This window comes from Kiritimatiella glycovorans, from assembly GCF_001017655.1.
In the GTDB taxonomy this organism is placed as follows: domain Bacteria; phylum Verrucomicrobiota; class Kiritimatiellia; order Kiritimatiellales; family Kiritimatiellaceae; genus Kiritimatiella; species Kiritimatiella glycovorans.
Window position 1 is genome coordinate 2,694,108 of record NZ_CP010904.1, and the last position, 16,646, is coordinate 2,710,753.

Consider the following 16,646-nt stretch of genomic DNA (forward strand, 5'->3'; position numbering starts at 1 on the left):
AAATCAATCCGGACGCTTTCCTGCGGCCAATCCGGCAAGCACATCCACCACCTCACCCGCCACGTCGGGTCCTTCATAGCTGAAATGCGCAGGAATTTCGCGTTTACGGATTTCGACCCGATCCACTTTCCCGGGCTCGTCCACAAACGTCAGCCGCCCCCGCTCGGCCAGGTGCTCATCCAGGTAAGGCTTGCGACCGGTGAAGATCGAATAAACAGGAACCCCGAGCAGTCCCGCTTCACGATTCATGGTTCCGCCGCCGCTGATGAATACGTCCGAATTCCAGATCAGCTGCAACCCGTCTACCGGCTTTTCAAGAAAATGGACGCCGTCGCCGAAACGGTCATGAATAAACCTGCGATCGCGTTCGATCCGGCTGACGATAAGCGGCCAGACATCTTCGTGATCCAGGGCATGCTCGATCACGCGCAACAGGATCTTTTCGCTGCGCGGGTCGTGGTAATTCGCATACATGGCGGAGGGGCGGATCGTGACCAGTATTTTATTTTCGGGGACGCCGTTTTTCTCCCGGAAGGCGGGATCCGGCGTGAACTGCGGGAGATAGAGCTGTTCCTTGTATCCTCCGTACCGCACCACTTTCTCCATCCGGAATCCGTTGGGAGCCAGCCGCTCCTCCGGGATGTATTCAGGGATCAGCATATATCTGGAGAACAGGTTGTAGATGCCGACTTCGGTATATTCGTAATCCATCATGGTCACGGCGGGGAGGCCCATCATGCGACAGGCCGTAACCATCGTCCGCGACCCGTGGCTGACGGAGAGATCAATCCCCTTCCCTTTCGCGTGCACCATGAGCTGAGCGGAGCGCTCGAAGAGATTGACGATCTTGCCGATCTTATGACGTCCTCCATGCCGCCCGATCGTCACGTGGGGGATGTCCCACATCTCGAGCAACGCCACGGTCTGGGCGAAGTCCCGCGCGGTAACCAGCGTCTCGATCCCGCGCCGCTCCAGTTCCCGGATGATCGGCCTGAACAGCGGAACGTGCGGCGTGTGATCGAGATCGATCCAGATCTTCATGCTTCGGGATCCTTTCGTACATGAAACATCCGGTAGTGACCCCACGAACGGTCGCGCAGTCTTTCAAGATTGAGCCGCGTCAGCTTCCAGCACAGCAGGTTTACACCGCGCAACAGTTTAGCCCCGGCGCCGCCTCGCGGGAGCGTGTCCATGTAAAAAGCCTGCACGTCATACCCTTTTTCCTCAAGGTGTGCACCGATCACGTATTCCGCTTCAGGGTCCTGATAGCCGTACTGTTCGACCATATGAGGCTCACTGACCTCCGTGGCGCGCGATTCGCTGTAGGAGGGAACTACGATGTACACGTCTCCGCCCGGCACGCAAAGCTCGAGATGCCGATCCACAAGCCGAAGCATAATCTCGCGCTTGAAGTGTTCCGCAAGTCCGACACTGACAACCGCATCCCAGCGCTGTTCCGGGTCGAAGTCGAAGATGTCGGCTCTGATCTCCCGGCTTGCGGGGGCCATCCGGCGCGCCATGCTAAGCGCCTCTGCTGAACGGTCCAGGATGGTGCTCTCGTCGAAGTCCCTGCTCAACGCCCCGGAAAGACGACCCGAACCCGCACCGATCTCCAGGCAGGACCCGCGCTTCCGGGCCGTGGAGCGAATGTAGTGCGCGATCACACCGTTTAGGACTACATTTCCCTTGAGCCCCAGTCGTATGCCGAGTCTCCGCGCGGCGTTCCCGTAATGATGGTCCCAGTTGGTCTCTTCGCGTTTTTCCGTCATCGCACGCCCCCCGAATCCCGTCCCGGACCTCTCGCCCGACCTCTCCCCTTTTTCCACAACCGGCCGAGAAAAAATCGCATGACTGCCGGGTGAAAGCAATATCCGCTGCGCAGCAGTTCGAGCTTCATCCGCACCCTCATCCGATTCGGCTCCAGCGGATCGTCCGCAGCCGCACACTGACGCCCGAGAGCATCGATCGAAAATGGCTCCAGGGCATCGACCCGGTGCCGTCGCTGTCGTGTCTCGAAGACAGCCGTCTCCGCCCCGGGTCCGCCGCGAATCATGAGTCCGCGGGTCGTGGTTCGCGAGAAATTCTGATCGAAGAGAAAATTGCCGTGACTGAACACCGTGACGCGCCCGTTTTCAGCCGATACCGGCTGTACTACGTGGGGATGATGTCCCGCTATAAAATCTACACCGCTCCGGTGCAGCTGCCGTGAAAGATCTTTCTGTTCGCGGTCCGGCAGGTGACGATATTCCTTCCCCCAGTGGACACTCACGATCCGGTATTCATTCGGAGCCGCGACCGGGGCCTTTTTGACCTGCACCAGAAGATCTCCGGCTGCAGTCCGGTTCCCCGGCCCGCTCGAAACCCGATCGTGGACCAGTGAGGCTCCCCAGATGCGCACCGGCACGCCGCAAATTTCCGACACGACGGATTCGCCATCCACGCCCGCGACGAGGATGCCGCGTTCCCGAAGACGTTCGATCGTCCATTGCGCGGCGGCCGGACCGTGCTGCGCGAAGTGATTGTTCGCGACATTGGCCACGATCGGGACCTCGATCGGGCCGAAAAACTGAAGCGCCGAGAGCGGTGCGCGGTAACACGAGTCCTCCGGCGAGGCGGCCCGCCACTGCTCGTCGGGCATCAGGCTGCATTCGAAATTGAGCAGCAGAAGATCGGAGGTGTTGATGATGTCAAGAACCCCGGGCGCAATCAGTTTGTCGAAGCGACCATTATAGCGCGACGGGATACCGCGCCGGTAGTGGTGCGTGTTTTCACCCAGCATTACATCGCCCACGCTGCAGAGACTAAACGGCATGGCTCTCAATCACCCTGAATTTATCGTCGCTACCGCCCGGTTCTTTAAAAGAAAGCATCTCGACTTCAAGGCCTGCGCACGCCTCCCGTATGCTATTCCGCAGTCGTTCGCTCGCCCGGGCTCCGGTGTCGGGGGTCATGCGTACATACACCGACAGTTTTCCGGATTTTTCCTGAACAATACGGTAGCGCGTCACTTCCGGGAAATCGGCGAGGACGGCATTCAGCAGCGAACCGTGCACGCGGCTTCCGTCCGGAAGGCGAATCAGATCCCGTGTGCGCCCCTTGAGGTTCACGATGCCGGGCCAGGGCAAGCCGCAGGGGCAGTCGTCCATGTCCCGCACTTCCGCCACATCGCCCACACGGTAACGGACGAGCGGAAAACTCCGGGTGTTGAGCGAGGTCAGCAGCAGTTCACTCTCCCCTTCCGCCGTGCGCTGCGACTCCACCCACGTGTTGAGCGGATCGTAATGATATCCGGCATGTTCTCCGCACTCACACGAGACGAGGCCTCCGTCGTTCGCGCCGTACATGTCATAGACGGGCACCTTCAGCATCGATTCGATTTGGCGACGCATGGCGGGAAGAAGCTGTTCCGAGGTCGTAAACACGGCCCCTAACGAAGCCATCTGCTTCGACAGGCCGGGTTCCTGTTCGAGCAACGCACATAACGCGCCGGGATAGGCGAAGATAAACCGGGCGCGCCGGAGCGCGCGGGAGGGCGGCAACGCACCCTCGCCAATCCGATGGGCCTGAACCAGGGTATTATGCTGCAGGAACCGATACACGGACTGCCTGAAACTTCCCTCGCCCTGCAGCGAGCGCCCTGCCACCGTTATGTAGGGATCTCCGGGTTCATATCCCGCACAGCGATGCCAGCAGAAGAGCAGATACGCCCGGGCCCTGCAGGTGGTATCGGCATCGACGTAATACTCAAAAGGGCTGCCCGTGCTCCCGCCCGTGCGCCGGCGCGCCGGCGGCGGATAACCCGAAGGCGGCGCGTACAGCTCATCCCGGTGTTCACTCACGCGTGTCTTGTCCATGACCGGGAGAGAATACAGCGCCTCTTCCGGCTCCTCACGCAGCGTCGCCTCTTTAACGCCCCGGAGCAGCGATCCGTAAAAGGGGTTGTGCCTCTGCAGTGATACCAGCAGCTCGCCCAGGGCGCGTCTTTGCCGCAACCGCCAGTCGCCCAATCCGTCCCCTGCGCAGAGCCGCCGGTAGCCCTCCAGCGAACGGGTCCGGCGGACAAGATCAATGATCCGGTATCGCCAGCTCATCGATCACTTCCTTCACGGTTTCGTATCGCGCGGCCCAGGTCTGGTCCTTCACCGCCGCCCGGCGAGCCGCTCTTCGCTTTTCATCGTCTTCGCCGATTGCGCGCCGCGCCTGCGTGACGAATTCCTGCGGCGATCGCGCGGTGTAGACCCAGTCCCCGTACCGCTTCTCGACGATCGGAATGGGACAGGCCACCACGGGAAGCCCGAGCGCCAGGTATTCGAGCGTCTTCAGGGGGAAGCAGTTGGTGATCCATTCCCCGGCGCGCCAGTTCAGCAACCCTACGTCGAATCCGCGGGCATATGCAGGAAGCCTTTCATAGGCGACCGGACCCGGAAAATGAATATGCGGATGTGCTTCCAGCGCGGAGTAGTCCCCCAGAATTTTCCCGATCACAACGACCGAAAAACCGTCCTCGGCCAGCGCGAGGAAGGCGTCCTTATCGTTGGCGTCGGACAGCGATCCAAAGTAGCCGGCCACGGGCCGCCCGGAGCGGCGGATCTGCTCTACCGCCTCCGCGACCGGGCCTTCCGGCGAGAAACGATCGATGTTGACTCCGTGCGGCAGTAAATGGACCTTCCGTTGCTCCGCGAGTTCGAGCAGCCCCTGCCGGATGTGTTCTGAAGCTGCAAACCGGGCGTCCGCCGCCATGCACAACTGTTTCTCGGCATCGCGGAGCCGCGCGCGCAAGGATTCCGACTCCGTCCGGAATGCACTGAGCAGATCGTGGGCCTCGTAGACGCGGGCACGAAAGGGACGATCGAGCAGCGGGAGCGCAGTGACGCCCGGCGTGCACCACAACACGGCGCGTTTCACCCTGATGCCGAACAGCAGCCGCAGCAGGCGGAACTGACCCCGAATCAGCATACGGTTGATCCGCGCGCCGCGTCGCGAGAACGCGGGGATGTACAGGGGCACGCAGACCCAGAGCCGGGCACTCGGATGCCGGAGAAAGTTGAGGTGTGTGCGCAGCTTATTGCGAATCTTGCGCCACGCGGATACGGAGGAGGAGGACGACGACCCGCCGAAAGGAGAACGGAATGCGATCGGGTTGATCCACAGCACGCGCCAACCGTCATCGAGAAACTGCTGCATGAGCTGTTCCGTACTGGACACCGAGGGCCGGTACCAGTCGGGGCCGCAGCAGATGATCCATTTACGCATGACTCAGTTCCTTCAGCGTATGGAACCGGCGTCCGGATTCACGCAGGCGTTCGAGAAAGGCGACGAGTTCATCCATATCCGAACACACTGTGAAGCGGTGGTGGGTCAGAATACCGACCCGGTCCATGCCGGAGGGGAGACGCCGCCATTCGTCGTACAGACGCGTCGCGCTCTTCTGTTCGCCATGGTCTTCATCGATCTGCCGCGCCGTATGATTGAGCACTACGGGGTATTCGCGGAACCGGTACCCCGGCACATCGGCGCCGAAATAGACCACGTTGCGCCCCGCCAGGTGCTTTCTGCGCAACAGCCGCCCCAGGCGGTTATAGATCCGGCGCTTTCGGGTAAAGCGAATCCCGGTGCTGATCACGCGGTACCCCGCATCCTCCAGCGCATGCAGCGTATCGGCGTTGTAACCGCCAAACGGAAAACTGAATGCCCGGAACCATCCGTCGCCGAAATGGCGATTCATGAGATCACACCCCCGGCGGATATCCTCAGCCTGTTCGCGCCGGGGACGCCCGACGCCGAATTCCCCCGGCGGCCTGCTGCAGTGCTGCTTGTGGGCCAGCCCGTGCTGGATCAGCTCGAGCTGACGGGGATACGCCTCCATCCTGTCTCGAAGCCAGCGGACGACTTCTTCGGAAACATTGGCCGGTTCGACGGCGTGGGTAATCGGAAACCCCTTTTCCAACAGCGCATCCGTCAAATAAACCAGCGTATCGTCCAGCGATCCGCGCACATCGTCATTGCGAATGAATAGATTCTTTGCGCTCATGCGGTACTCTCGGCAGTGCTCATCGGATAACCGAAATCAAAGTCGCGTTGATAGATCCCGTTTACGATCGCCCTGGATTCGGAGTCGTAATATTCGTCCGCGTGCCCGTGGTCGGATTTTTGCGTGCGTATACTCAGGTCCAGCCCCAGATCCCTTGCGGCATCTTTCAGTTCCGTTTCAATTCGATACCACTTTTTGAGCCGTATGCGCGGCCCCGCAATCCGCTTTTTCAAGCGGGGATGAAGCATGAAGTGCTGGGGATAGAAATGCGGCTCTTCCCGGTAGATCGCGGGAAGCATGCGCACAAACTCAATAAAAGTCGTCTGAAGCAATCGCTCACGGATTTGCTCGAAATCATCCTGCTCGCTCAAACCCAGAAAAGGGAAGGCAAGAACCTGGCACGTCTGCCACCCCGTATCCGGCGTTCTCTGCGGCGGACTGCGGCGAAACTTGTCGGCGAAACAGGAAACCACTCGATCATACGGATTGCGCACAAACATGTAATGTTCGCGCCGGTGACCGCGCAGCGCGTCAAAAAGCAGGGCGCGGGCGAACTGCACGTTGCTCAACTCCTGAAGTCCCGCCTGCTTTGTGAGCGTGGTGTAAAGCACCTTGCAGCTTGTGGAGAGATAATAGTTTCTCTCAGGATGAATAAAGCGCGGCATCAGTCCTCCTGCACTTCCTGCGACGAGGCGGATTCGAATATCTTCCGATAGCGTTTTTCCTGCGCGGACCAGCTGTAGCGTGCTTGGAACCCGGGGGTGATGTTCTCCGCAGGCGCGTCCTTCCATATCCGTTTGAGGGCCCCGCGCATGGCGTCTCCGGTGATCGAGTCCAGACAGATCCCTACGTGCTGGTCTTCGACCACCTGGTGCAAGCCCGGAAAATTATTGGTGATCGCCGGAAGGCCGCACAGAAAGTAATCATAGATCTTGTTCGGTGCGCAGTAATACTGGTTCAGATTGTCGTTTCGGTAAAAGGCCAGCCCGGCGTCGTATCCGGAAAGGCATTCATACATCTCGGCGTGGGAAACCGGCGGCAGAATGCGCACATGATCGATACCGTGTGCCGCAATTCTCTCGTGAAGCATGCGCTGATAATCCTCCGGCCCGAACCCTATGAAGTCGCAGCGGGCCTCGGCGGGATCCACCTCGGCAAAGGCGTCGATCACTTCCTCGCAGCAGCGTTCGGGCTGCAGCGCTCCGATATAGACGATATCGAGCGGAGCGGTGGTTTCACGACTCCTTTCAGGAACGGGCCGCGAGGGACGCGGCAGGTTTTCGATCAACACGTGCTGCGCACGGCTCCGGTAATGCGTACGGCAGAATTCGAGCCGGTTGCGCTCCGCATGCAGGATCACATCCGCCGCGCGAAAAACCACGGCATGAACCGGACGCCACATCAGCTTTTTCAGCGGCCGCATGCCCATGTGCATGAACAATTCGTTGCAGTCAAAGATGTATCGAGTCGCGCGAAGCCGTCGTCTTGCCAGCGCTCCGCTCAGTGCCCCGTAAAGTTCTTCGCATACAATAGCGTCGGGCTCGAGCTGTACGAGTTCCTCCGCTGCGCGAAGGTTCCAGCGCAGGTGGTTCAGGTAGTTGCGAACCTTGTTCGGGTGACGGCGCAGGGGTCGGTCGAGGATCTTGAAGTCGTACGTTGAATCATCCGCTTCCTCGTCATCGGTGCGCCCATGCAGGACCGTCACGTCGTGGCCGGCCTGGCGCAGCGTGCCGATCTGCTTGAGCATCCTGCCCTTGTAGCGCAGCATGCCGACAAAAACGAAGACCACGTTTATCCGTCTGCCCATGAAATACTCCATTCGAATGATTCATCTTCCGCCGCGTCTTCGATGACGCGCGTGAAGACGAGTGCGAAGGCGTCCTCAAACACCCCGTACGACGGGCTGTGCGCGAAAGGCTCTGATGCCACCTGCGCGCCGCGCGGAGGCAAAACCGTACAGCGGTGCGTTTCATCATCCTGTTCCACGATCCGCCAGCGGCCCTCGTCCTCGATGGCCTCGAGTCCCGGCGCGAGATGCAGCCGCCACGTCAGCCGGTCGCCCCGCCTCAGGCCGGTCAACCGGTCGCGCAGGCGCATTCCGTCGGCGGCGAGTTCGAACCGGCGTCCGCATTCCGTACCCGATCTTCCCAGCGAATGGAATCCCTGATGGACTGCCTCGAGCGCATTTTTTTCACACTCCACGACCCGGGTCTGCGTTTCATCCGGCATACCGAAAAGTGTCTCCGGAATCGAATTCTGTTCCGCCGCGTTGATGCTCAAAACATTGTGCGCCTGAGTCGAGCGGTAGCGGTTACGCACTTCGGGGTCGGAGGTATAGACGCCGGTTCCGCGGTCTACGAACAAATCGCGGCCATTCAGATTCAGTTCAAACGAAAGCTGGTCGTTGTGCGCGTGCCCTCCGGCGTGGGCGAGCGGGCCGGCGCGCACCATCAGCCAGGCGGGTCCGAACCTCCGGATGAAAAAACCGCCCTGCTCATACGCGACCCAGCCTTCATGGCCGGAGGCCGTACCCGGACGCGTCCCGTCCAGAAGAACGCGATCCACACTTAAGGGCGTCCCGCCGGAATCGTCCGGTGGGAACAGGTACCGGTGGTCGCGCAGATCGGGTATCGGGGTGCCGAGCAGACGGCCGTCGTCCTGATCCCCGATGAGCGGGGCATGGCCGTTCGGCTTGGTGTAATCACGTACGAAACCCTGCATGCGTTCGAGCCGGTCGTCGAACCCCTGCGAAAACGGGGTCCCGGCGCTGCGCGCAAGAGCGCGGCACCAGAGGAACATCTCCAGGGCGAGGCGGTGATAGCCCGTGGACCGTTCAAAATGAACCCCGTCGGCCGTGCACTGGTGCATCATCTCCGCTTCGAGCCGGTGTCGCGCGAACTGCGCCCAGCGGCGTCCCTCCGGGCGATCGCCGAAGAGGAGTCCGATCGTGTACAGCCCCGTCAGATCGGCGAGGAAGTGGTTGGCGCGCGAGGGGGAGCAGGGGCCCAGCCATTCCAGGTGCGTGCGGATCCACCTGCCGTGCGCGTGCAGCACGCCCGAAAAGCGCCGCCGAAACCCGGCAAGATCGGGGGCGTCCAGCGACTCGCTCATCAGCCCGTATCCCGCCAGCCAGTTGACGGCGCGGATCGCGACCTCCATGGCGCAGGCCCAGTTGACCCCATACCCGGGCGGGTTGGCCTCGATCCAGGACTCGACCTGCTCCCTGAATGCGCGGGGGTAACGCTCGTCTTCCTCCATCAGCCACGCCAGACCCATCGGAATCGCGTGTTGGAGCCGGCTCAGCTCCCAGGGGCCCTTGAGATCCGCTCCTTCAGGGGTCTGTTTTGCGGCATCAAGGTAGAGGAAATCCCGGCGCCAGCATGCACCGCTTCGGATATCGCGGTGCCAGTCGATCGCATTCTCGAAACGGTACGGGCCGCTTCCCAGCAGGTCGAAACAACCTTCCGCCGCACGCCCGGCCGCAGCGCGAACGGCGTCGCGCTCCTCCGCAGAAAGGGGCTCTTTCAGAAGGGCGCGCATTCTGGCCGGTGCGCCGAACGGCACCCGCGCCGCAAAGCGGGCGAGACGCACATCCGCATCAACGTCGTCACGCACGGCGGGAAACATAATTTCCGGGCAGCGTCGCTCGAGGAATCGACGCGCGCGACGGGCGAGCTTATACCGGCATGTGACGGGGTGATGCGGCATGGTTCTATTCACGCGGTCAGCATATCGGCGGCCCGGCGCGAGATTCGCCAGCTCTCTTCCATCTCCGCGCGCGCGATCGGGAACCGCGTTCCGGACAGGATCTGATCGGCGAAATACATCAGCTCCGTGCGATGACCCTTCTCCGCCGACTTGTCCTCCCAGTCCGCAGCGACACCGAATCCCCGCACAGACTTATAATCGACCATTTCGATCATTTGTTCATCGAAGAAGACGTCCATCCGCTCTTTCGGCGCCTGTTTCGATCCGATCCCCGTATAGAGCAGCGAGGCGACCGAACCGTCCGCGTAGCTCACCGTGATCACCGCGTTGTCCTCCGCCCGCACGGAATCGGTACGCGGCCGGACTCCGTCGACGCTCACCGATGCGGCGGGCGCGTTGATCAGGAAGCGAAAGAGGTCGAAGATATGGCACCCTTCACCGACAATGCGGCCGCCACCCTCTTCCGTATGCACCCAGTGATCATAGGGGATGTATCCGCCGTTCATCACGTAACGAATCATGACCGGATTGACGCGTCCCTCAAGCCGCGGCCGGATCTGCGCGATCGCCGGCGCGAAGCGACGGTTGAATCCGACCATGTAAGGTGCCTGCGTCTCGTCGAGCGCATTCGAAAGCATCTCGAACTGCGTCTCAGTCACCGCCATCGGTTTTTCGACAAAGACCGCCTTCCCGCGCCGCAGCGCCCGGGCCGCAATCTCCGCATGAGAGTCGTGCCGCGTCCCGATCAGCACCACGTCCGCGTCGCCCTCCAGCACCCGCCGCGGATCGGTTTCAATGCTGATACGGTCGCGACCGAACATCCGGGCCGCTTTGCGGGCGGCGAGGGCGTTCTGATCACAGATCGCCGTGACCTCGTAGCGCGCGCCGAGTTCCTTCAGATTCGGCACGTGCATGCCGCAGACGAACGACCCGGCCCCGATCAGTGCGGTCTTGAGCGGTTTCCCTGATGCCGGCGGGCTCCACTCCACCGCCGGGATGCTGACGGAGGCCTCCCCGCGCGGGATCTCTTCTTCAGAAGGTTCGTAGGTAAGCAACACCAGCAGCGGCCGCTCCCCGCCCTTCAAGGCGCTGAATGCCTCCTGGGCGCGCTCCACGGGAAAGGTTTCACCGATGATCTCATGGAGCCTCACGGCACCGGACGCGATCTGTTCCAGGTAGGCGCCCATGTTGCGCTGTTCAGTCCAGCGCACGTAAGCGTAAGGGTAGTCGTGGCCTTTGCGCTCGTACTGCTCGTCATAGCGTCCCGGACCGTAGGATGTGGACAAAACAAAATCCAGTTCCTTGCGGTACATCTCCTTGCGGTCCAGTTCCATGCCTGCCACGCCGACGAGCACCACGCGTCCTTTGCGCCGTGACATGCGGAAGGCCTGCAGGAGCGGCTCGCTGGACGACGTCGCGGCGGTGACGATCACACGGTCGGCACCCTGTCCGTTGCAGTGGTGGGTCACCCGGCTCGCCGCATCCCCGTCCTCCGGATTGAACACCTTCTCCGCACCCAGTGCGCGGGCCTGTTCCAGTCGGCGCGCGTCGAGATCCAGCCCGATTACACGGCAGCCCGACGCACGCAGGAGCTGGACGGTCAGCAGCCCGATCGCGCCGCAGCCTATAACGGCGACGAAATCCCCGAGCTGCACTTCCGCGCGTCGCACGCCCTGCAGGGCGATGCCTCCGAGCGCGCATGTGCTCGCATCCTCCAGCGTGACCCCGTCGGGGATCCGCACCGCGAGATTCACAGGGACCGACGCCATTTCCGCATGATTCGCATATCCCGCGCCGGCGATCGCCACGCGGTCGCCCGGCGCAAAACCTGTCACCCCCCGGCCTGCGTCGCTCACAACGCCCGCTGCCGAGTACCCGCTGGCGGACTCCGCCCCCTGCTTCGCCTGCGCTTTGCGGAGAACCGTCAGCACCCCTTCCGTCTTCATCCGTTCGAACGCCGCCTTCACTTTTTCGGGATGCTCGCGGATCTTGTCGAACAGCGTCTTTCCCGAGGCCGTAAGTCCCGCCATTTCCGTGCCGGGACTGATGCAGCTCGCCCGCACGTCGACGAGAAGCTGTCCGTCTTCCGCTGCCGGAGGAGGCACGTCCACCGGCCGAGCTGCGCCGCTGCTGAAAATAATACGCTTCATGCTACACTCGCTTTCAGGCTATGGCTTCCACGTAGAAAGACTCGTGGCTGCGTTCTTTAAGATCAATCAGCAGCTCAGCGTCGTCACCCTCCATAAAGGACTGTTGTGAAATCGAATCAAATCCCGCTTTGTCCAAGGCTTTCTCGAGAAGTTCATAATCATACATGCACTTGTGAGTCCCTCCGCAGGCCCCGAATATGCGGTTCAGCGACATTATGGGCGTGTATATGGGAAATATGCGCTTATGTTCATCTTCGCCGGGAAACCTGTATTTCGAAGGCTCGCTGCGTTTTTTCATGTATGTGCCGATATAGAAATCCGGATCGGGTAATACCACACGCAAGACGCCTCCTTTTTTGAGCGCTCTTTTACATTCCCGTAACAAATTCAGCCCCTCGCCTATATCAAGATGCTCAAGGCAGTGGGAGCTATATATTCCCGATAAAGAATTGTTTTTTAAAGGAAGCGGATGGGAGAGGTCCCAGCATATGTCAATACCGGGGCTCCAATTTTAATCGAGGTTTATAAACTCTTCATGAATACTGCGACCACAGCCTAAATCCAGGTATTTGCAGCTTCTGAGTTTATCCTTATGGACGAAAAGCTTTCTGTTTCTAATCAGATCACTGATAAGAAAGCGAAGTCGCGCATATTCATGCCATGGCCTTATGAGCTTTTTCTTCATTATTATCCCTTTTGCTTTTTCAGAATCAGCGGCAGTCCCCCGGTGGGGGCGGTTAAACAGTTCTTTTTCGTGTTCCGTAAAATTTATCCCAACGCTTCTACAGCGGCCTCAGTCTCAGTTCTGCGCCGCGCCCGAAGACCACGAGCCTCGAGCCCGCTGCTTCGATACAATAAATCCGCAGGCTTTAAGGGTATAGTTATTTACATCCCTCAGATAAGAAAATAACCTCTGTCTGATCTGGGTCTGCCCGTCGCATGAAAATACTGAGTGACATCAAATTGGCCGCCATGTTCCTGCGCAGCAGCCTGTACCTTGACCTGCACAGGCCGGGGCCCACGGTGCTGCTCGCCGGTGATGGCCGCAGCGGGACGACGTGGCTCTCGAAGGTCATCAACCACGACGAGTCCTTCCGCTATATTTTCGAACCCTTCTTCGGCGAGAAAGTGCCGCTGTTCGAAAAATTTACCCCCCATCCCTATCTTCGGCCGGAAGAACACGCCCCGGAATTCGAGCGGTGCTGCCGGGAACTCTTTCAGGGACGGATACGGGGACTCTGGCCCGACGTCCACAACCGCAAACGGCTTCCAACCAACCGCAGACTGATCAAGGCCATTCGGGCCAACTTCTGTCTGGCATGGCTGCGGCGGCGATTCCCGGAGCTTAAAATCGTCTTTTTGATCCGCAATCCCTATGCCGTGGCGAATTCCAAGCGACGGTTCGGTTGGAAAAGCTCAGTCGACCACCTGCTCGACCAGCCGCGGCTAATGGAGGATCACCTGGGACCACACGCCGCCATGCTGCATAAGGCATCAACACCGTACGAACGCTATATCCTCCAATGGTGCGCGATAAACCATGTCGCATTGCGACAGCTCGGCCGGGACGAAATTTTTATCGCGTTCTACGAGGACTTCTGTACGCAGCCTGAGACGAAGATCCCCCAATTGTTTTCTTACCTGGGAATCCCCTACGATCAGGCGGTGCTCCGCAAAACAACCCGTCCATCCCCCACCTGTAAAAAACACTCCGCGATAAAGACCGGAGAGAACCTCGTCGACTCCTGGAAAAAACATACCTCCGAAGATGAACTCTTGCGCGCGCAGCCCATCCTTGAAGCCTTCGGTCTTGATAGACTCTATGATGATGCCGGGATGCCGGGGCAGGATGCCCCGCAGAAAATGCAGGTGCACCTCCCTTAACTCTCACGCGCTGGTTCGGCTTGCGTCTCTCGGGTAAGGCGCGATCTCCGAGCACGGCGGTTTCGGAGAAACCGCCCTACCTTCACGCGTTGGTTCAGCCTGCATCTCTCAGGCAGGGCGTGCTCTCCGAGCGCGCCGCTCTTTTGCGGACGGCCTTCTGCTGTGCAGCAGAATCCCTACACGCGCTTGGTTCGGACTACATTTATTGGCCATGAGTTTCTTGAATCCGTGGAGCAGAATCGTGCCTTTCGCGTGTTTCGCAGTGACTCCGCACCGGCACGGAACGACGACAAGCGGCAGCTGCACATAGAGCATCCCCTGCACTGCGGCCTCATGATTCAAAACCGGACTTGTCTGCGCCTCCGTCTATGAGAAGCGGTATTTTCCCGCTTGGTGAGTAGGCCGGTTTTTTGCGAATGCGGAGATCGAACGTGATGTCCACATTCTGCAAATCGAAGCGGGACAGCATCGTCCCCTTAGACACCTCCTCGCCGGTTGTCACATGAAGCACGGCATAGCCGGGCGATGGCTGCGATATCTGCACGAAATCGGCATGGGCAAACGCCTCATGATGACGCCCGAAAATGAGAGCGGTCAGGCTCACCGGGTGGCCCTGGCGGTCCAGCACGTACTCGCCGACCCGTCCGTGGCGTATGCGGAATGAGGCGAGTACGCCACGCTGAAAACCCACCGGCTCAATGCTGTCGCCCGTATCGTAGCGGATGAATGGCGAGTAAGGATTGTCGTAGGCTGTGCCCACGAGGTGATGGTCTCCATTCCCGGTTTCCACCGCTTCGCAGAAGCCGTAACTCTGGAACGGCTCATAGAGATAGCGCTGCTGCCATTCCGGCGCGAGCACGACCATTTCGCTGTGGCCATACCACGATATCGTGGGTACCGGGAACGTTTGCTCAATGAGGTCCCGGTACATGGGGGCCGGATACTCGGACCCCATCAGGACTCCGCGAAGGTTGCGGAGAATACTTTCGCGCAGCGCGACGTAGCGCATGCCTTCAAGCTGGCGGGCGAAAAAATACAGCGCGCTGGGATAGCCGTGCAGATAGGTAATCAACCGGGAATCGAAGAGATGTTTTACCGCTTCTGCCGTTTCGCGCAGCGGGCGATAGGTATTGATGAAGTACGCGTCACCTTCGGGATCGTAGACCCAGGGCGCTGTCCCGAGATTGCGTCCCCGGAAAACCGCTCTTGCGTGCAGGCGCGAGCAACCCAGGCGGCTCCATATGCGCTCCATGTAATAATGTTCCCGCACGCCGTTCCCGCGGTCGACGAGGAACTTCAGAGGACTTCCCGAGGTACCGCCGGTATTGCACGAAAGGCTCCGCCGATCCGGTTGACGCCATTCCTCTCCCGAAGCGCGGAGCATCTCTTTTGTGACGACAGGGATTTTTCTCAAATCCTCAAAATCCCGAATCGCCCCGGCGTCGAAATTCCGCTCTGCATAGAGTCGCCGATAAAATGGATTCACCCGTTGCGCATGCACGGCCGCTGCGCGGGTCTGTTCAAAAATCCAGCGTCTCCGCTCTTCTGCGGGCAGTGCCGCGAATTTCGCATGCCGTCTTTTCTGCTTCCGGTAAGGCCGCAACTCACGCAGGCGCCGCAGCGGGAAGAGGATCCGGCGCTGAAAACTTTCCGGCATGCTGTATAATCCGCGTTTCATGCTCCTGATCCGGCTCCGGCCGCGACCAGATTCCTGAAGTACTCGATGTGCCGTTTCGCCACATGACCGCCGTCATTGAGCCGCGCCACTTTCGTTCTGCCGGACTCACCCATCGATCGCGCGCCTGCGGGTTCCTTCAGGAGCGCGCCCATTTTTTCCGCCATCGCCTCATCGTCATCCATCGGGACCACGTATCCGTCAACCCCGTCCTCGATCATGTCCGGGATGCCGCCCGCATCCGTACCCACCACCGGAAGGCCCACGGCGTGGGCCTCGGTGACCACATTCGGAGAGGTGTCCATCCGCGAGCCGATACAGAGGAGACTGGACTGTTGCATCACGCGAACGACTTCTTCGCGCCTGAGCGTCCCGGGGAATTCCACCCTATCCGCGATTTGCAGTTCCCGCGCCAGCCGTTCGAGTTCTCCGCGCGCCGGCCCCTCCCCGATAATCCGCAGTCGGGCATCTGGAACGGGAAGTCGGCTGAACGCCCGGAGTACGGTATCGAAGCCCTTGTGGTAAAGCAGAGTGCCCACGGCAACGAGGTCGTGATTCCCGCCCGGTGCCGGTTCGGCGTCAAGGAACTCCCGGTTGACCGCATGCGGGATCAGCACCACATGCTTCGCCCCGCGCGATTCCGCCCACTGCTTCGCGAACGGGGTCTCCGCGATCAGCCCATCCATCCGCCGCACCGTGCGCCCTTCCAGTCGCATACGGATCTGCTGCATAATCTCGGGCTTGTCCACGAAAGGATGCAGTTTCTCCACAATCCCCTGGAGGAAGCATGAACGCCTGAAAGGCAGCCAGGACAGCATCACCCCGTTGCCGGTCTCGATTCCAAACGCATGCACCACATCCGGGCTGAACCTCCGCAGATGCGGATACAGTTTGAGTGCATTCAGCAATTGCAGCTGATACCAGTCGAAGCGCGCCGGGATGCGCTGCGGCACGAACTCGATCTTCAAGAGCCCAAGCTCGGCGATATGGTGTCGCCGCACCGCCCGGCTCAGGCTGAAAATCCGCACCTCGAAATCCCTCTGCGCGCCGAGTTCCATCGAAAGCGCGCGCACCCAGGACGACGGATGTTCGTCGCGCCGGACCGGCCGGATGTACTCCGGCGGCAAGACCGCCGCCGCCGGATAGGGGGCGATCATTGCGATTTTAATACTGGAACTCATGTGAATGCTACAGGACC

General features: G+C 60.4%; 14 protein-coding genes and 1 pseudogene. 1 reads left to right on the forward strand and 14 read right to left on the reverse strand.

Going from position 1 to position 16,646, the window contains the following annotated elements; genetic code table 11:
• Positions 1 to 3 precede the first annotated feature (3 nt).
• The 12 genes and pseudogenes from L21SP4_RS11205 to L21SP4_RS13565 form a co-directional block, all read right to left on the reverse strand.
• Positions 4 to 1,041 (reverse strand): DUF354 domain-containing protein, encoded by a 1,038-nt coding sequence (locus L21SP4_RS11205; protein ID WP_052882732.1) that lies wholly within the window; start codon positions 1,039 to 1,041, stop codon positions 4 to 6.
• The gene (locus L21SP4_RS11210; RefSeq protein ID WP_052882733.1) at positions 1,038 to 1,769 is read right to left on the reverse strand and encodes a class I SAM-dependent methyltransferase; all 732 of its coding nucleotides are present in this window, start codon (positions 1,767 to 1,769) and stop codon (positions 1,038 to 1,040) included. The genes L21SP4_RS11205 and L21SP4_RS11210 overlap by 4 nt, the downstream gene beginning before the upstream one ends.
• A complete protein-coding gene (locus L21SP4_RS11215; RefSeq protein ID WP_082116725.1) occupies positions 1,766 to 2,812 on the reverse strand; it encodes a CapA family protein in 1,047 nt (348 codons plus the stop codon). The genes L21SP4_RS11210 and L21SP4_RS11215 overlap by 4 nt, the downstream gene beginning before the upstream one ends.
• Positions 2,802 to 4,091: a phenylacetate--CoA ligase family protein gene (locus tag L21SP4_RS11220; protein WP_052882735.1), complete on the reverse strand. Its 1,290-nt coding sequence runs from the start codon at positions 4,089 to 4,091 to the stop codon at positions 2,802 to 2,804. The genes L21SP4_RS11215 and L21SP4_RS11220 overlap by 11 nt, the downstream gene beginning before the upstream one ends.
• Positions 4,066 to 5,253, reverse strand: coding sequence for a glycosyltransferase (locus L21SP4_RS11225; RefSeq protein WP_052882736.1), 1,188 nt, complete (start codon positions 5,251 to 5,253; stop codon positions 4,066 to 4,068). Before L21SP4_RS11225 ends, L21SP4_RS11220 begins: the two co-directional genes overlap by 26 nt.
• On the reverse strand, positions 5,246 to 6,031 hold the full coding sequence (locus L21SP4_RS11230; protein ID WP_052882737.1) for a polysaccharide deacetylase family protein: 786 nt from the start codon (positions 6,029 to 6,031) through the stop codon (positions 5,246 to 5,248). Before L21SP4_RS11230 ends, L21SP4_RS11225 begins: the two co-directional genes overlap by 8 nt.
• Positions 6,028 to 6,696: a sulfotransferase family 2 domain-containing protein gene (locus L21SP4_RS11235; protein ID WP_052882738.1), complete on the reverse strand. Its 669-nt coding sequence runs from the start codon at positions 6,694 to 6,696 to the stop codon at positions 6,028 to 6,030. The genes L21SP4_RS11230 and L21SP4_RS11235 overlap by 4 nt, the downstream gene beginning before the upstream one ends.
• On the reverse strand, positions 6,696 to 7,838 hold the full coding sequence (locus L21SP4_RS11240) for a glycosyltransferase family 4 protein (protein ID WP_160300818.1): 1,143 nt from the start codon (positions 7,836 to 7,838) through the stop codon (positions 6,696 to 6,698). The genes L21SP4_RS11235 and L21SP4_RS11240 overlap by 1 nt, the downstream gene beginning before the upstream one ends.
• Positions 7,823 to 9,646: an alginate lyase family protein gene (locus L21SP4_RS11245; protein ID WP_160300819.1), complete on the reverse strand. Its 1,824-nt coding sequence runs from the start codon at positions 9,644 to 9,646 to the stop codon at positions 7,823 to 7,825. The genes L21SP4_RS11240 and L21SP4_RS11245 overlap by 16 nt, the downstream gene beginning before the upstream one ends.
• Before the next feature lie 101 nt (positions 9,647 to 9,747).
• Entirely contained in the window at positions 9,748 to 11,889 is a 2,142-nt protein-coding gene (locus tag L21SP4_RS11250) for a bi-domain-containing oxidoreductase (RefSeq protein ID WP_052882741.1), read from the reverse strand.
• A gap of 13 nt (positions 11,890 to 11,902) precedes the next feature.
• Positions 11,903 to 12,232 (reverse strand): hypothetical protein, encoded by a 330-nt coding sequence (locus tag L21SP4_RS11255; RefSeq protein WP_236682493.1) that lies wholly within the window; start codon positions 12,230 to 12,232, stop codon positions 11,903 to 11,905.
• 9 nt (positions 12,233 to 12,241) lie between these two features.
• Positions 12,242 to 12,385 (reverse strand): annotated as a pseudogene (locus L21SP4_RS13565) (methyltransferase domain-containing protein); the annotation flags it as partial.
• A gap of 443 nt (positions 12,386 to 12,828) precedes the next feature.
• Between L21SP4_RS13565 and L21SP4_RS11260 the strand changes: the two are divergent.
• Positions 12,829 to 13,773 carry a sulfotransferase gene (locus L21SP4_RS11260; RefSeq protein WP_082116728.1) on the forward strand — a complete coding sequence of 315 codons (945 nt, stop codon included), beginning with the start codon at positions 12,829 to 12,831 and terminating at the stop codon, positions 13,771 to 13,773.
• 331 nt (positions 13,774 to 14,104) lie between these two features.
• On the opposite strand, the gene L21SP4_RS11265 is transcribed toward L21SP4_RS11260, so the two are convergent.
• On the reverse strand, positions 14,105 to 15,451 hold the full coding sequence (locus tag L21SP4_RS11265) for a phenylacetate--CoA ligase family protein (RefSeq protein WP_052882744.1): 1,347 nt from the start codon (positions 15,449 to 15,451) through the stop codon (positions 14,105 to 14,107).
• Positions 15,448 to 16,629, reverse strand: coding sequence for a glycosyltransferase (locus tag L21SP4_RS11270; RefSeq protein ID WP_160300820.1), 1,182 nt, complete (start codon positions 16,627 to 16,629; stop codon positions 15,448 to 15,450). The genes L21SP4_RS11265 and L21SP4_RS11270 overlap by 4 nt, the downstream gene beginning before the upstream one ends.
• Between the last annotated feature and the right edge of the window lie 17 nt (positions 16,630 to 16,646).

Coding starts and splice junctions, on each gene's coding strand:
- L21SP4_RS11270 (WP_160300820.1), bottom strand. CDS start 16,629: ATGAGTTCCAGTATTAAAATCGCAATGATCGCCCCCTATCCGGCGGCG.
- L21SP4_RS11235 (WP_052882738.1), bottom strand. CDS start 6,696: ATGCCGCGCTTTATTCATCCTGAGAGAAACTATTATCTCTCCACAAGC.
- L21SP4_RS11210 (WP_052882733.1), bottom strand. CDS start 1,769: ATGACGGAAAAACGCGAAGAGACCAACTGGGACCATCATTACGGGAAC.
- L21SP4_RS11220 (WP_052882735.1), bottom strand. CDS start 4,091: ATGAGCTGGCGATACCGGATCATTGATCTTGTCCGCCGGACCCGTTCG.
- L21SP4_RS11260 (WP_082116728.1), top strand. CDS start 12,829: ATGAAAATACTGAGTGACATCAAATTGGCCGCCATGTTCCTGCGCAGC.
- L21SP4_RS11230 (WP_052882737.1), bottom strand. CDS start 6,031: ATGAGCGCAAAGAATCTATTCATTCGCAATGACGATGTGCGCGGATCG.
- L21SP4_RS11205 (WP_052882732.1), bottom strand. CDS start 1,041: ATGAAGATCTGGATCGATCTCGATCACACGCCGCACGTTCCGCTGTTC.
- L21SP4_RS11225 (WP_052882736.1), bottom strand. CDS start 5,253: ATGCGTAAATGGATCATCTGCTGCGGCCCCGACTGGTACCGGCCCTCG.
- L21SP4_RS11215 (WP_082116725.1), bottom strand. CDS start 2,812: ATGCCGTTTAGTCTCTGCAGCGTGGGCGATGTAATGCTGGGTGAAAAC.
- L21SP4_RS11265 (WP_052882744.1), bottom strand. CDS start 15,451: ATGAAACGCGGATTATACAGCATGCCGGAAAGTTTTCAGCGCCGGATC.
- L21SP4_RS11250 (WP_052882741.1), bottom strand. CDS start 11,889: ATGAAGCGTATTATTTTCAGCAGCGGCGCAGCTCGGCCGGTGGACGTG.
- L21SP4_RS11240 (WP_160300818.1), bottom strand. CDS start 7,838: ATGGGCAGACGGATAAACGTGGTCTTCGTTTTTGTCGGCATGCTGCGC.